Origin of the sequence: Sphingobium sp. RSMS (assembly GCF_005406185.4) — a bacterium.
Classification (GTDB): domain Bacteria; phylum Pseudomonadota; class Alphaproteobacteria; order Sphingomonadales; family Sphingomonadaceae; genus Sphingobium; species Sphingobium fuliginis.
Map to the genome: position 1 here is coordinate 683790 of NZ_CM191258.1, position 15746 is coordinate 699535.

The window sequence follows — 15746 nt, forward strand, 5'->3', positions numbered from 1 at the left end:
GGCTTCACGGCATCAGGCGGCGGCGTCCTTCCCACAAATGCCAGCGCATCGCGAGCGCGGCGCCCTCCGGGTCCTGGGCGCGGATCGCGTCGACGATCAGCTCATGCTCGCGCAGCATGGTCGCGATCACCTCCGGCGGGCGGGAGCGGGAGATGTCGACGCCCGCCCGCATGATCTTCTCTACATCGCCGTATAGCGCATCGAAGGTGATGACGAAGGCCGGATTGCCGGTCGCTTCCGCAATGCGGCGGTGCAGTTCCATATCCTCGGCATGGGCGGGCTCGCTGGACAGCAGGGCCTGGCTCAACAGCGCCAGCCCTTCTTCGATATGCGCCATTTCATGCCCCGTCCGCCGGGTGGCGGCGAGGCGCGCGGCCTCCGCCTCCAGCACGAAGCGCACCTCATAGCTGCCGAGCGTCGTCGGCAGTTCGCTGAGCGGCATGAAGGCCGTCAGCCGTTCCGACGGGCGGCTCTTGACGAAGGAGCCGGCGCCCCGCCGCGCCTCCGTTATGCCGTCCGACGCCAGCCGCACCAAAGCTTCCCGCACGATGGCGCGGGAGACGCCGAACATCTCCGCCAGCCGCGATTCGGAGGGCAGGCGTTCACCGACCTCCAGACCTTCCGCCTTGATGATCTCTACAATGCCGGCATAGGCATGGTCGGAAAGCCGCGCCTGCGTCATCGGGACACCTGCCTGTCTGTCGAAGTCATGGCTGCCCCCCTTGCTAGAAGATACTGCTCGCCGCCAGCACCAGCAGCAGGCCGACGACGGCGACGACTGTCTCCATGATCGACCAGGTCTTGAAAGTGCCGGGCATGTCGGTGCCAAGATAGCTTTTCACGAGCCAGAAACCGGGATCGTTGACGTGCGAGAAGAACAGCGAACCCGCGCCGATGGCAAGGACCATCCATTCGGGTTGCACGCCGGATGCGGCGACCAGCCCCTCCATGACGCCTGCCGTGGTGATCGTCGCCACCGTGGCCGAACCGGTCGCCAGGCGAATGCAGACGGACACGCCCCAGGCAAGCAGGATCGGGGAGATCGCGCCGCCCTGCGCCAGCCGCACCAGCATGTCGGAAAGCCCCGCCGTCACCAGCACCTGCTTCAGCGCGCCGCCCGCGCCGATGGCCAGGATGATGCCCCCGGCGGGCGTCATCGCCTCCGTCCAGATGGCGTTCTGGATACTGCGGTCGGCGATGCGTCGCCCGAACAGCAGCGGCAATGCGACAAGCACCGCCACGAGCAGCGCGACGACCGGATCGCTGATCCAGCTCAGCCAGTGGAACAGCGCCGCCATGTCCGGCGGCATCAGCGCGACCGCCTGCCCCGCCGCGATCAGCACGACCGGCAGCAGCACGGCCGCCAGTGCGCGGCCGACGGAAGGAGTCGCGACATCGACGCGCACGGGATCGAGCAGCGGCGGACTGAGCTTCACGCCGGGCGCGGTGAAGCGGGCCAGCAGCGGGCCGGCGATGATGGCGGTGGGGATGCCGACGATCAGGCCATAGACCAGCGTCAGGCCCAGATTGGCGCCCAGCGCGTTCACGGCCAGCAACGGGCCGGGATGCGGCGGCACCAGCGCATGGACCACCGACAGGCCCGACAGGGCGGGCAGCATCAGGCGGAGCTTGGCCGTGTCGTTGTTCTGCCCATTGGGCAAGGCCGCCGCCGCCGAAGCGACGATCGGCAGCAGCAGCACCAGCCCCGTTTCGAAGAAGAGGGGCAGACCGATCACGATGGCGGTGAAAAGGCTGGCCCAGGGCGCGCCCCCAATGCCTGAAATGCGCAGCGCAGCGCGCGCGAGTCCGCCTGCGCCGTCCGACAGTTGGAGCATCGCGCCAAGGCCGAGGCCAAGCGCGACGACAAGGCCCGTGCCGCCCAGGATGGCGCCCGCGCCCTTCTCCACCGCCTTTGCGGTTTCCTCCATCGGCAGGCCCGCCAGCAGCCCCACGGTGAAGGCGCCGCAGAGCAGGCCCACGAACGGATGCAGCCGCCCCCGGATGATGAGCGTGATGGAGAGCGCGATGCCGGCAATGGCCGAGAAGATCAGCCGATAGTCCGCCGGGCTCATGCGGCGCCTGCTCCCGCACCGACGCGGGCGACCGGCGGATGAGGAGCCACCGCCGCCATAACTGATGTTAACGCCATCCTCTCCCCTCTCTTCTATATGGTGATAGGGCCATGCGGAGATCAGCCGCTGCTTAAACCTGTTAGACAGGTCATAGCCATGATTTCAGCGCAAAACCACAGATATGGGGTCGTATATCGCATTTTTCGCTTGAAGCTGTCTGACCGATTCCGGTATGTTAGCGTTATCGAATCCGACATGGCAGTGCGCGAACCGCGCTGCCGCGGCAAGCCTGGCGGAATAGGCCGGGTAGAATAGCGCCGGGCAGGACAGCGCCCGGCAAAACAGGGAGAGAGAGGATGCACATCGCGCTGGATCTGCATGACAGCCTCGGTCATCAGGATCAGAGGCCCCAGGGCATCAGGACGGCCGAACCGCCCCAGCTCACCCCCACCCAGATGAAGGTTCTGCGCTGCGTTCATTCGGGCCTGCTGAACAAGCAGATCGCCTATGAACTGGGCATGGCCGAAGCCACGGTGAAGGTTCATATGACGGCGCTGATGCGGAAGCTGAACGTCCGCAACCGCACCCAGGCGGCCATCGTCGCGCGCAATCTGGGCTGGCTGCGCCCCGCGCTTGGCCGCGCCGCCGACTGACCCCTCATTCATCCTCCAGAAAAAAGGGAGCTTCGCGTGGCGACCACTTCCCGTCGTGAAATCCTGGGCGGCCTTGGCGCCGGAATGGTTCTGGCCGGCATGACAACGCGCGCCGGCGCGGCGCCGGCGCGCAAGATCGGCTATGCCATTGTCGGGCTGGGTTCCTACGCCACGCGCCAGATCATGCCGAACTTCGCGGGTTGCGAGCATGCGAGGCTGGTCGCCCTCGTCAGCGGCACGCCGGCCAAGCTGGACCAATATGGCGCGCAATATGGCATAGCGGCGACCCACCGCTACAGCTATGCCGATTTCGACCGCATCCGGGACAATCCGGACATCGACGTCGTCTATGTGGTGCTGCCCAACAGCATGCATGCCGAATATAGCATCCGCGCGGCGCAGGCGGGCAAGCATGTGATGTGTGAAAAGCCCATGGCCGTGTCCGTCACGGAGTGCGAGGCGATGATCGCCGCCTGCCGCAAGGCGGGGACGAAGCTGATGATCGGCTATCGTTCGCGGTTCGAACCCTATAACCGGCTCGCCATCGAACTGGCGCGCGGCGGCCATGTCGGCCCCACCCGCCTCATCACCGCCGAACATGGTTTTCCGGCCCGGCCGGACCAGTGGCGGCTCGACCGGCCGTTGTCGGGCGGCGGATCGATGATGGACATCGGCATCTACAGCCTGAACGCAGCCCGTTACCTGACCGGGGAAGAGCCGGTTTCGGTCAGCGCCGTCGAGACCACGGACAAAGCCGATCCCCGCTTCAAGACGGTGGAGGACCGCATCGGCTTCCTGCTGCGCTTTCCATCCGGCATCGTCGCCAACTGCATCTCCAGCTATAGTTCCTCCCATAATGGCTATCGCGTCATCGGCACGCAGGGCTGGATCGACATGGAACCGGCGACCCCCTATCAGGGGCAGAGCATGTCGATCCGCAAGGATGGCGTCACGACCCCGCGCACGCTCCCGCCCACGGCCAAGAACCAGTTTGCGGGGCAGCTCGATCATATGGCCGAATGCATCGTCAACGGCACGACCCCCATCGTGCCGGGCGAGGAAGGCCTTGCCGACATGCGCGTGATCGAAGCGATCTACCGTTCGGCGGCCGAGCGGCGAGAGGTCGCCATAAGGGCATGACGTCGCGCCGGATGTTCCTGGCCGGTCTGGCGAGCCTGCCGGTCGGCGCGCGGCTGGGCGCGGCGGTGGCCGTCCCCATCGGCTCGATCCGGCGGCTCGACCCCGAACTGGACCGGATCGTCGCGCCATCCGCCGCCGTGACCGTCCTCGCCAGGGGCTATAAATGGGCCGAGGGTCCGGTCTGGGCGCCGCGGGACAATTGCCTGCTGTTCAACGATCCGCCGTCCAATATCCTGTATCGCTGGCGGCCGAAGGATGGGGCGCGTCCGTTCCTGTCGCCTTCCGGCCTGCAAGGCCCCGTGCCGCCCGGCATCAGGGAGCCGGGCCTCAACGGTCTGGCGATCGATTCCTCCGGCGCGCTGATCGCCGCGGACAGCGGCACGCGCGCCATCGTGCGAATCGACCTGCGCACGCGCGCCCGGACCATTTTGGCCGACCGGTTCCAGGGCAAGCGGTTCAACAGCCCCAATGATCTGTGCGTCGCGCCGTCGGGCATGATCTATTTCACCGACCCGCCCTATGGGCTGACGGATGGCGATAGGTCTGCGCTGCGGGAACTGGAGCATTGCGGCCTCTATGCGCTGGGTCCGGACGGAGCGCTGTCGCTGCTGGACGGCAGTCACCGCCGCCCCAATGGCGTTGCGGCATCGCCGGACGGCAGGACGCTCTATCTTGCGCTGTCCGATGAGCAGCGGCCGGAGGTTCTGGCCTATTCGCTCGATGAACGCGGCTTTCCGACGGGTCAGCGCCTGTTCCACGACATGCGCGCGGAACAGGAGAAGGGCCTGCCCGGCCTGCCGGACGGCATCAAGGTTTCACGCAATGGGCATGTCTTCGCCACAGGTCCGGGGGGCGTCCACATACTCGCCCCGGACGGCAGGGCGCTGGGGCTGGTCGGGACGGGCAAGTCGGTGGCGAACTGCGCGCTGGACGCCGCCGGGCGACGCCTTTTCCTGACATCCTCCGATATGCTGGCGGTCGTGCCGATTCGGCCGGCCTAGAGCCAATCGACATTCAGCCCTGACGGCCTGCAAATGACGCTTTTCCGTGCTTCCGGTGCTCACCTACTTTGAGTAGGCTGCGCTCCGGGTCACGGAAAACCACCATTTTACCTTCGGTGGCCTTCGGCTCGGCTCGTCATCTTCTGAATGTCGATTGGCTCTAGGGGCGGCTCACGACAGGGAGATCAGGCCGCGGCCCCCAGCCGACCCAATTCCCCCTCCGCCCGCGCGCGCCTTCCATAGACTATCTCGAACAGCGGCCCCGCCATCATGGTGGTGACGATCGCCATCAGCACCAGCATCGAGAACAGCGCGGGTTCGATAATGCCCTTCTGAATGCCGATATTGATGATGATGAGTTCCATCAGTCCGCGCGAATTCATCAGCGCGCCGATTCCCAGCGCGGTTCGATTATCCTCGCCCGACAGGCGCGCCGCCGCATAGCAGGCGCCGAACTTGGCAAGGATGGAGGCGACCAATATGCCGAGCGCAATGAGCAGGAAGGAAAGCGAATTCACCATGTCGAGGCGCGTGTTCAACCCGGAATAGGTGAAGAACATCGGCAGCAAGATGACGACGGCCAGCGGTTCGACCTTCTTCCTCAGTTCCGCCACGAACAAGCCGCGCGGCATGAATACGCCCAGGATGAAGCCGCCGAATATGCCGTGAATGCCGATCGCGTCCATGATGAAGGCGGACAGGCAGAACAGCGCCAGCGTGATCGCCAGCACGGTCATGCTCATTTCGCCCTGCGCCTCTACCGCGCGCCCCAGCGGCGCAAGCAGGCGCCGACCGAACAGCAGCAGGAAACCGACATAGAGGAAGGCGCCGACGATCGCCAGAACGGCAACGCCGCTGCCGCCGCCGAACAGGGCGAGCACCACGGCCAGCACGCACCAGGATGCGGCGTCGTCGAACGCCCCGGCCGTCAGCGAAAGGGTTCCGAGCGGGCTGTCGGCAAGGCCGCGTTCGTTGATGATCCGCGCCAGCATCGGAAAGGCGGTCAGGGCAATGCATGCGCCCATGAAGAGCGTCGCGCTGCCCTGACCTATGCCCTCCGCGAAAAGGCCGGGAACGGTGACAAGCCAGGGCGTGATCAGGATCGCGATGACGAAAGGCGCGAACAGCCCCGCGCCCGACACCATCGCCGCGTTCCGGGCCTTCGACTGGAAATGATCCAGGCGCAGCGTCAGGCCGACGAGGAACATGTAAAGCGCCACGCCGAACTGCGCGCCGGCGTATAGCACATTGTTGGTTTCCCTGGGAAAGATCATCGCCTGCAGGTCGGGCGCGACGACGCCGAACAGCGAGGGCCCCAGGATCACGCCGGCGATCATTTCCCCGACTACCTGGGGCTGCGCCAGGAATTTGCGGCAGAACCAGCCCACCCCCCGGCAGGCGAGGACGATGAGCGCGAGTTGCAGGAAGAAATGGATGCTGTAGTCGCCGGGAGCGAAACTCAGCAGCTTCGCGCTGACCGGCGGCCCGTGGGGCGCCAATATGTTCGTCAGCGACGGAAAAATATCCCCTGCCATCCCACCCTCTCGCCTCTTATTTTGGGAGCGCTACCACATATTCCCGGTGGAAGGAAGGGATTGCGCGCTTGACGGCCCGGCGCAAGCGGCCCGATGCCGCGGAAGAAGAGGGAGGAGAGGCATGGGGCAAGGCGGGGGAAGGGGAAAACCGCCGCTGCCCTGGCCCAGGCAAAGCTCTGGACGCAAACCTCTCCCCAGTTCATCGCCATGCTGCCGGTGTCGCTTCGACCGACAGCATGGTCTTCATTCAGACGTTGACCTGGTCATGAGCAGAAGACCGGTTCCCGATTTCCCGCACCATGTCCTAGAAACGGAAACGAACGCCTGCCCGATACATGCGCCCGACGACATCGTAGAGCGCGGGATTGACGAAGAATGGCGACTTGGCCGGATCGCGATCGAACAGGTTGTCGACCTTGAAATAGGCGGTCACCTGCGGCGTGACATTATAGGTGCCGCCAATGTCCATGTAGAAGGCGCCGGGCATGAAGTTCTGGTCGATGGTCGGATGATTGTTGGTGGACGCAGGGCAGGTGCCCGGCTGGCAAACCACATATTGGTGGCCCAGCACGCCGTCGCTGAACCAGCGCTCCTGGATCATGAACGAGAATTTCTCATTCTCGTAGCTCTGGATCGCCAGGAACTTCCAGTCGGGCGTGTTGCCGGTATTGACGCCCGCGCTGTCGACCGGGATCGTGCCGATCAGGCCGGAGTCCGTCACGAACTTGCTGACATGCGTCGCAAGGCCGCGCAGGGTCAGGGTGCCCGGCAGGCCCAGAGGCTGCCGCCACTGGTAGCTCGCCTCTATGTCGAACCCGCTGGTATCGATCGACGCCAGGTTGAACGCCTGCACATTGATGAAGTTCGGCCCCTGCTGGTTGTTCAGGTTGAACGCGCTGCAGGTTTCGGGACGGACATTCTGGAAGCAAAGGTTGACGATGTCGCCCGCGCCCAGGCTGGAGATGACGTCCTTGATCTTGATCTTGTAATAATCGAACGAAACGCTGAGGCCCGGCAGCCAGGACGCGCCGGAAAAGGCGATGCCCGCCGTCGTGTTGCGCGCCGTTTCCGGACGCAGGTTCGGGTTGCCGATGCTGTTCTGGATCGCGAGCACATTGACGCCCCGGAACGGGTCGAAGAAATTGGGCAATGTCGTGGTGACCGGCGCGGCGAACAGTTCCGACAGGTTGGGCGCGCGGACGTCCTTGGACGTCACGCCGCGCAGGCGGAATCCTTCGATCGGGAGGTTCCATGTGCCGCCGACCTTCCATGCCCAGATGGTGCCGGACGTGCTGTAGTCGGTCACGCGCACCGCGCCGTTGATGTTGGCGCGACCGAGCGCGTCGCTGTTGAGGACCGGCAGATCGGCCTCGAAAAAGGCTTCCTTCACGCCATAGGCGCCGCCGCCGCTCTTGTAATTGCCGGCGTACCAGTTGTTGCCGCCGGGCAGCAGCGTGGGATCGAACGGATAATCGGGTTCGCTCGGCTGGAAATTGGTGCCGACGCCATAGGGATCGGCCTTCACGCGATAGAATTCGTGGCGATATTCGCCGCCGAAGGCGATCGACAGCGGTCCGGCCCACAGTTCCACCGGCGAACCGGAGATGTTGATGCTGATCACGTCCTGCGTCTGGCGGGTCCGCTGGCGGGGTCCGTTCTCCGGCATGATATAGGCGAGCGCAGCCGCCGACGGGTTGCCGCCGAAGATGTTGAGCGGCTGGCATCCGTTCGCCCGCGCCGCGGCGCTGGCGCACACCACCGCGCCGTTCAGCGTGGTTGCGTTGATCGCGTCGTTGAAGCGGTTGGTGAGCAGGATGTTCGACACATCGATGTCGGTATAGTTCGTGCCGCGCTCATAATAATTGTCGTACGACCATTCGGTGCCCAGGAAGTCGAACTGACCCTTGGCGCCGATCACCGCGCGATACTGGCGGCGGTCGGTGTTGACCTGCGTGTTGCCCAGCGCGGCGTTGCTGGTGCCATAGCCGAAGCTGGTGATGCCCGCCGTCGCGCAGGCCGCCTTGATCGACGCCGGCACGAACGGATTGGCGCACTGGATCGTCAGGCCCGGCTTGTTCATGCCGCCCACCGGCTGGTTCTGCGTCTTCACCTGGCCGAAGTTGAAGGTGAAGTAGAGTTCGTCATTATCGGCAAAGTCGAAGCCGAGGCGTGCATAAGTGTTGATGCGTTCGATGGACGACTGGAGCGAACGGCCCGCATCGACATTGCCCGACAGGTCTCCGCCAAGGCAGAAGCCGGGGAAGCAGCCGCGCACATTGGTCGTGCCGTCACGCGCGGGGACGCCGTTCGATCCATAGTTGAACTGGAACGGGTTGCCGTTCTGGTCGAACGCCGTGCCCTGCAGCGGGCCGGAGGTGATGAGGCCATATTTGGTGTAGTTATAGGCCTGCGCATAATCGCGCAGCACATAGCGCGGCGATCCGTCATTGATGACGCCACGGTCGATCAGGCTGGTCTGTTTGAACCAGTCGCGGCCGCCGGCCAGGCCGATGCCCCAGTCGCCACCGCCCACGCCGTCTTCATTGGCATATTCGCCGCTGACGACCAGATGCGCGCGATCGTCCAGGAAGCTGGTGCCGGCCGCAAGCTGGACGAGCACCTGTTCATTGTCGTCATATTTGCTGATGCCGCCCTGGATATTGCCCTTCAGCCCCTTGAAGCGGGTGTCGGTGATGAAGTTGACGACGCCGCCCACGGCGTCCGATCCGTAGGAGGCCGACGCACCGCCATTCACCACGTCGACGCGCTGGATCAGCAATTGCGGGAACAGGCTGACGTCGGGAACGCCGGTCACGTTCGCGCCGACAACCCGCTGGCCATCGATCAGCGTCAGGGTACGGATCGCGCCCACGCCGCGCAGCGAGAAGGAACTGAGGCCCTGCTGGCCGCTTGAGGTGCTGAAGGTGTTGACCGTGGTGCCGCTTGAGCCCTGAAGCGACGGCAACTGGGCAATGGTGGTGAAGATGTTGGGCTGCGCATTGGCCTGGATCGACGTTTCATCGATCACGGTCGTGGGCGTCGGCGCAGTATAGCCGCTGGCCTTGATGCGCGATCCGGTGACCACGATGTCCGAAGTGCTGGCGCGCTCTTCGCCATTCTGGGGCGCCGAAGCCTGGCTCGCCGCCTGTGCGAAAGCGGGCGCATGGACAAGGCCGATGCCGAGCGCGGCCATGCTTGCCATGGCGCAACCCGCGCGCATCAAACGGCGTTGAAACTGGAAATCCGACATCCTGCTCTCCCCAATAAAATGATGCTTTGCATCTGAATGCGGGGCTGTCGCCCCGGCCGCGCGCCTTCACCGTCAAACGATAACAAGGAATCGACTGATTTTTAGTTAGCGCTAACAATGCCTATTGATTGGAGGAGGATTATTGTCAATACTCATACAAGATTATCGGGAGGGGATGTTGCTTTCGAACCACAAATGCCGCCGCCATGCCAAGTCCGTGGAGGACGGCGGCCCGGCTCCCATCGCCCGAAAACCCAGGCGATTTCGCGGCTCGCGCTGGGGCAGGCCGCCATGTTGACGCTGGTCGGCAAGTTCCGCTGGACGATCATCGGCCTGTTTGTGGGCGCGATGGTCATCAATTATCTGTCGCGTTCCGTGCTGGGCGTTGCCGCGCCCGTGATCCTTGCCGAACAGAAGATCAGCAACGTCGAATATGGCTGGATAACCGGCGCCTTCCAACTGGGCGTGATGCTCCAGCCGGCGGCCGGCTATTTCCTCGACAGCGTAGGGCTGCGCATTGGCTTCGCCATATGCGTCGCGGTCTGGTCGCTGGTCACCATGGCGCATGGCCTTGTGAATGGCTGGTTCGGATTCGCCGCGCTGCGCGGGCTGCTCGGCCTGGCGGAAGGATCGGCCCAGCCCGCCGGCCAGCAGCTGGTGGCGGAATGGTTCCCCTCCAGGGAACGCGGCATCGCGGGCGGCATCTACAATATCGGCGCTTCCTTCGGCGCGGTCTTCGCCCCGCCGCTCGTCGCCTGGGCCGTCATGGTGCATAGCTGGCGGCTGGCCTTCGTCGTGGCGGGGGGCATAGGCCTCATCTGGTCGGTCCTCTGGTTCCTCCATTACAACAGCCCGATGCGGCACCGGCGGCTGAGTCAAGCGGAGCGCGACTATATCCTGAACAACCAGGAACAGCGCCTGGCCGCTCGCGCCGAAAAACCCGCTGTGCTCGCCCTTGCGCGGCGGCGCGACCTTTGGGGCATAGCGCTTCCCCGCCTGCTGGCCGATCCGGTCTGGGGCATGCTGTCCTTCTGGATGCCGCTCTACCTCGCGCGCGTGCGCGGCTTCGATCTTGGGCAAATCGCGCTGTTCGCCTGGCTGCCCTTCCTGGCCGCCGACCTTGGATGCCTGTTCGGCCCGGCCGTCGTCGCCTTCCTCCAGCGCAGGGGGATCGACCTTGTCGATGCGCGGCGCTGGGCCTTCACGCTTGGCGCCCTGTTGATGACCGGCATGGCCTTTGTCGGCTTTGCCACCAATCCCTATGCGGCGATCGCCCTGCTCTGCCTCGGCGGCTTCGCCCATCAGACCCTGTCGGTGACGGTCATCACCCTGGCGTCCGACCTGTTCGCCAGGAATGAGGTGGCGACCGCCGCCGGCATGGCGGGCCTGGCCGGGAATCTGGGGGTGCTGGTCTTTTCCCTTTCCCTTGGGCAGATGGTCGACCAGGTCGGCTATGAGCCCTTTTTCATCCTGCTCGGCGTGCTCGACCTGGTCGGCGCCGTCATTTTGTGGACGCTGGTGCGCAAGCCTCGATGACAAACATTTCCAACCCCATTTTGCGGGGCTTCAATCCTGATCCGTCGATCGTGCGCGTGGGCGACGATTTCTACATCGCGACATCCACCTTCGAATGGTATCCGGGCGTGCAGATCCACCACAGCCGCGACCTGGTGAACTGGCGGCTCGTCGCCCGCCCGCTCGACCGCGCGGGGCAGCTCGACATGCGCGGCGATCCCGACGGCTGCGGCGTATGGGCCCCGGACCTCAGCCATGCGGACGGCCGCTTCTGGCTGGTCTTCACGGACGTCAAGCGTTACGGCGCCACCACCGTCCAGGGGGCGAAGGGCATGTCGTTGCGCGACTTCCCCAATTATGTCGTCACCTGCGAAACGGTCGACGGCATATGGTCGAACGCGGTGCACCTCAACAGCAGCGGTTTCGACCCGGCGCTATTCCATGACGATGACGGGCGCAGCTGGATGCTCAACATGCTGTGGGACCACCGGCCCGGCCATGGCCGGTTCGCCGGCATACAAGCGCAGGAACTGGACCGCGCGACGCTGAAGCTGGTCGGCGAACCGACGCTGATCTTCAGGGGCACGGAGCGCGGCTTTACCGAAGGGCCGCATCTCTACAAGCATGGCGGCTTCTATCATCTGCTGGTCGCCGAAGGGGGCACGGGCTGGGATCATGCCGTCGTCATGGCGCGCGCGCCCGACCTGCTCGGCCCCTATGAAGTGCATCCGGATGGAGCCATATTGACCAGCGCGGGCCGCAAGGACCTGCCCATCGCCCGCGCCGGCCACGGCGATCTGGTGGAACTGGCGGATGGCAGCACCTGGCTGGCCTATCTGTGCGGCCGTCCGCTGCCGGGGCGCGAACGCTGCATCATGGGCCGCGAAACCGCGATACAACCGATGCTGTGGGGCGAGGATGGCTGGCTGCGCACCGTCAACGGGGACGCGCGGCCCGACGGGACGCCGCCTGCGCCGGACCTGCCGCCCGCCCCTTGGGACATCGAACGCTGGGACGGCCGCTTCGACCTTCCCCAACTGCCGCGGGACCTGCAATGGCTGCGCAGCCCCGCCCCGGAACGGCTGTTCAGCCTGACGGCCCGGCCCGGCTTCCTGCGTCTTTACGGGCGTGAAACGGTCGGCAGCCTGTTCGAGCAGGCGCTGGTGGCGCGGCGGCAGACCGCCTTCCGCTTCACCGCGACGACCTCGCTCTCCTTCGAGCCCCGCAGCTTCCAGCAGGCGGCGGGCCTCATCTATTATTATAACAGCACCAAATTCTATTATCTATGCGTCAGCGCCGAGGAAGGCCGGCGGCAGCTCCAGATCCTCTCCGCTTCGCCCGAAAATCCGGAGGGCAACAGATTCGACATCGTCGCCGACCGGCTGCCCGACGGCGCGATCGATCTGCGCGCCGCCGTGGATGGCGACCGGCTGCGCTTCGCCTGGCGAGCCGATGGGGAAGACTGGCACATCCTTCCGGATGTCCACGACGCCAGCATCCTGTCGGACGAAGTCACCCACCCCGGCCTGCCCAACTTCACCGGCGCCTTCATCGGCATGGCCTGCCAGGACCTGTCGGGCCAGGCCCATCCGGCGGATTTCGCCAGCTTCGTCTATGTGGAGGAAGAGTTCGGCGCTCCGGTGGACTGACGCTGCACGATCCGATGCTCCAGAATCCTCTCGCGGGGAACGCGGGAACGGCGGGCGCCCGCCGCGATCTGAGCCACCAGCAGGTTAAGGGCCTCCGCCGCCAGATCCCGCACCGGCTGGTGCACGGTCGTCAGCGGCGGCCACAGCGTCTGGGCGGCTGTGGTATCGTCAAACCCCACGACGGTCAGTTCCGCCGGAACGTCCAGATGGCGCCGGTGCGCCACGGACACGACGGCCGCCGCCATGTCGTCATTGCTCGCGAAGATCGCCGTGGGCGGACTGGCCGCGCCCAGCAACTGCTCGGCAGCGGCGAGGCCGGACATATAGGTGAAATCGCCCTGCGCGACCTGCACCTCCACCCCGCCCCGTTCCCGGACAGCGGCGTAGAAGCCAGCCATGCGTTCGGCGCTTGCCGCCTGATCGGGATTGCCAAGGATGAACCCCAGTCGGCGATGCCCCATGTCCAGCAGCAACCCGGTCATCTGATAGGCCGCGGCCCGATCGTCGATGCGCACGCAAATCGTATCGGGGGACTGATATGCGCCCACCGCCGCCATGACGCAGCCCCTGGCCCGCAGGACGCGAAGCACATCCGGCGCTTCGCCCAGCGGCGGAGCGAGCAGCACGCCGCTGATCCCCGATTCGATCCAGTCTTCCAGCGCGGCGGCGGACGGAGCGCGCCCCCCTTCCCCCTTCAGCAGCACGAGCCGCGCGCTGCAGGCGGACGCTTCCTCGAACACCCCTGTCAGAAATTCGCTCATGAACGCGGCGCTGGGATTGGAATAGATCACGCCGATGCGCAGTTCGCTGGACGTCACCAGGCTGCGGGCCGCGACGTTCGGCGTGTAAGCCAACGCCTTGATCGCCTCCTCCACCACCGCGCGCGCCTGTGCGCTCACGCCCGCGCGCCCATTGATGACGCGCGACACCGTCATGGACGACACGCCCGCCCGCGCCGCCACATCGACGATCGTCGCCCCGCGCGCCGGACGCTCCGGTTTCGCCATGCCCACCCCATGTCTTCGACAAACCCAAAACGGTGATCTAAGCCAAGGATCGCCTGCGGCAAAGGGGCAAAGAGGACATGGATCGGCGGAGATGCCGGAGCCCGGCGAGAGGCGTTCGCCGGGTCATCCCCCGGCGGGCGACGGCGCATAAAATATTTGTGTGAGTTATTGACCAGCCCTCTGGATCGTATAGGATTTTAGCGCCGGTCGATCCTGGACGCCGGCATCATAATCGACAAGGGGATGCTGGATGACCGAGCGGGCCATGCTTTTCGATCGACGTCAGGCGCTGTTGGCGTCGTCCCTGGGCAGTGCGGCGGCGCTGCTGGGTGGCGAAGCAGCGGCCGCTCCGCGCTCGACCGCCATTTCGGGCGGTGCGGGAACCTGCACCACGCCGCGCAACGCCATTGCGAGGACGCGCTATGGCCCGGTGCGCGGCTATGTCGCCGGGGACGTCTTCACCTTCAAGGGCATACCCTATGGCGACGATACGGGGGGAGAGAACCGCTGGCTTCCCGCCAGGCCCCCCAAGCCCTGGGCCGATCCCTATCCCGCGCTCGCCTATGGGGCGAACTGCCCGCAGACGCTGCACAGTTTTCGCGCGAAGGAACACACCTTCCTCCAGCAATGGACCGACGGCTTCCTTGGCGAGGACATGCTGAAGCTCAACATATGGACGCCCTCGCTATCGGGCAATCGCCCTGTCATGGTCTATTTCCACGGCGGCGGCTTCGCCTTCGGCTCCTCCTACGAACTCGCCTCTCACGACGGCGCGCAGATGGCGCGGCATCATGACGTGGTGCAGGTGTCGATCAACCACCGCCTCAACGTGCTGGGCTTTCTGGACCTGACCGAGGTGGGCGGCGCGCCCTATGAGGAATCGGTCAATGTCAGCATGACCGACTGCATCGCGGCGCTACGCTGGGTGCAGGAAAATATCGCGGCCTTCGGCGGCAATCCGGACCGGATCATGATCTATGGCCAGTCGGGCGGCGCATCCAAGGTGACGACGCTGATGGGCATGCCGTCGGGCAAGGGTCTCATCCATCGCGCGGCGGCGCAATCGGGCGGCGGCGGCAATATTCCGACGCTGGAGCAATCGCGCGATTTCTCGCGCCGGGTCGTCAAGGAACTGGGTATCGGCGCGCGGGACATCGGCGCGCTGCAAAGGATGGACTGGGCGACGCTTTTCGCCGCGGGCAACAAGGTGGCCGAGCAGGTCAACGGCCCGCGCGGGGTGGGCGGCCCCTCCACCACTCCGCGCGTGGGCTGGAATCCGACAATGGACGGCCGGGTCATCACGGTGCGGTCCTTCTTCGACGTGGCGCCCGATGTTTCCCGCGACGTGCCGATGCTGATCGGCAACACCAGCGAAGAGGGAATGCGGTTCGGCCAGAATCCCGGCGAGGCGGAATGGCGCGCCGACCTCAGCCAACGCTATGGCGCACGGAAGGCGGACGCGCTTATCGCCCAGATGAAGCGGGACCACCCCGAAAAGGCGATCCGCACCCTCTCCTACGGCGTGGACTCCCTGGGCTACCGCAATCGCATCCAGACCATGGTTGGCCTGCGCGACAAGCAGCCGGGCGCCGCGCCGATGTACCAATATCTCTTCCAGTGGCAGTCGCCCCAGCTGGACGGAGTCGCTGGCGCATGGCACACCGCCGACCTCGCCTTCGTGTTCGACAATACAGCGCTGTGCGATCAGGGCACCGGCAATACGCCCGAAGCGCGGAAGCTGGCCCGCACCATGGCGACGGCCTGGGCCAATTTCGCCCGCACCGGCAATCCCAGCCAGCCGGGCCTGAACTGGACGCCGACCGACGCGACGCGGTGCGCGACCATGGTCTTCGACAATCAATGCCGCATGGTCGACGATCCGCAGGGCGCGGCGCGCCGCATTATCCTGAGCTGAACATCAAAA

Annotated in this window: 11 protein-coding genes; 6 read left to right on the forward strand and 5 right to left on the reverse strand. The window is 65.4% G+C overall.

Features of this window, described 5'->3' with window-relative positions:
• Positions 1 to 4: 4 nt before the first annotated feature.
• A complete protein-coding gene (locus EGM87_RS21100) occupies positions 5 to 682 on the reverse strand; it encodes a FadR/GntR family transcriptional regulator (protein WP_044661134.1) in 678 nt (225 codons plus the stop codon).
• A 43-nt stretch (positions 683 to 725) separates the two neighbouring features.
• Positions 726 to 2072: a GntT/GntP/DsdX family permease gene (locus tag EGM87_RS21105; protein ID WP_137708894.1), complete on the reverse strand. Its 1347-nt coding sequence runs from the start codon at positions 2070 to 2072 to the stop codon at positions 726 to 728.
• Between the two features lie 356 nt (positions 2073 to 2428).
• On the opposite strand from EGM87_RS21105, the gene EGM87_RS21110 reads away from it, so the two are divergent.
• The 3 genes from EGM87_RS21110 to EGM87_RS21120 all read left to right on the forward strand — a co-directional run bounded on the left by EGM87_RS21110 (position 2429) and on the right by EGM87_RS21120 (position 4866).
• Complete coding sequence (locus EGM87_RS21110; RefSeq protein ID WP_025549227.1) at positions 2429 to 2725, forward strand: response regulator transcription factor; 297 nt, start codon at positions 2429 to 2431, stop codon at positions 2723 to 2725.
• Between the two features lie 84 nt (positions 2726 to 2809).
• Positions 2810 to 3865: a Gfo/Idh/MocA family protein gene (locus EGM87_RS21115; RefSeq protein WP_137709109.1), complete on the forward strand. Its 1056-nt coding sequence runs from the start codon at positions 2810 to 2812 to the stop codon at positions 3863 to 3865.
• Positions 3862 to 4866 (forward strand): SMP-30/gluconolactonase/LRE family protein, encoded by a 1005-nt coding sequence (locus EGM87_RS21120; RefSeq protein ID WP_137708893.1) that lies wholly within the window; start codon positions 3862 to 3864, stop codon positions 4864 to 4866. Before EGM87_RS21115 ends, EGM87_RS21120 begins: the two co-directional genes overlap by 4 nt.
• 185 nt (positions 4867 to 5051) lie before the next feature.
• On the opposite strand, the gene EGM87_RS21125 is transcribed toward EGM87_RS21120, so the two are convergent.
• Together EGM87_RS21125 and EGM87_RS21130 are read right to left on the reverse strand one after the other, a co-directional pair.
• Positions 5052 to 6401 carry a cation:proton antiporter gene (locus EGM87_RS21125; protein ID WP_137708892.1) on the reverse strand — a complete coding sequence of 450 codons (1350 nt, stop codon included), beginning with the start codon at positions 6399 to 6401 and terminating at the stop codon, positions 5052 to 5054.
• A gap of 304 nt (positions 6402 to 6705) precedes the next feature.
• Positions 6706 to 9603 (reverse strand): TonB-dependent receptor plug domain-containing protein, encoded by a 2898-nt coding sequence (locus tag EGM87_RS21130; protein ID WP_229742662.1) that lies wholly within the window; start codon positions 9601 to 9603, stop codon positions 6706 to 6708.
• Positions 9604 to 9942: 339 nt separating this feature from the next.
• Between EGM87_RS21130 and EGM87_RS21135 the strand changes: the two genes are divergently transcribed.
• Both EGM87_RS21135 and EGM87_RS21140 read left to right on the forward strand, forming a co-directional pair.
• Positions 9943 to 11187 carry an MFS transporter gene (locus tag EGM87_RS21135; protein ID WP_137708891.1) on the forward strand — a complete coding sequence of 415 codons (1245 nt, stop codon included), beginning with the start codon at positions 9943 to 9945 and terminating at the stop codon, positions 11185 to 11187.
• The gene (locus EGM87_RS21140) at positions 11184 to 12815 is read left to right on the forward strand and encodes a glycoside hydrolase family 43 protein (protein WP_137708890.1); all 1632 of its coding nucleotides are present in this window, start codon (positions 11184 to 11186) and stop codon (positions 12813 to 12815) included. Before EGM87_RS21135 ends, EGM87_RS21140 begins: the two co-directional genes overlap by 4 nt.
• Here the strand turns inward: EGM87_RS21140 and EGM87_RS21145 are convergent.
• On the reverse strand, positions 12779 to 13822 hold the full coding sequence (locus tag EGM87_RS21145; RefSeq protein WP_061935914.1) for a LacI family DNA-binding transcriptional regulator: 1044 nt from the start codon (positions 13820 to 13822) through the stop codon (positions 12779 to 12781). The genes EGM87_RS21140 and EGM87_RS21145 overlap by 37 nt on opposite strands.
• A gap of 250 nt (positions 13823 to 14072) precedes the next feature.
• Between EGM87_RS21145 and EGM87_RS21150 the strand changes: the two genes are divergently transcribed.
• A complete protein-coding gene (locus EGM87_RS21150; protein ID WP_099186489.1) occupies positions 14073 to 15737 on the forward strand; it encodes a carboxylesterase/lipase family protein in 1665 nt (554 codons plus the stop codon).
• Positions 15738 to 15746 lie beyond the last annotated feature (9 nt).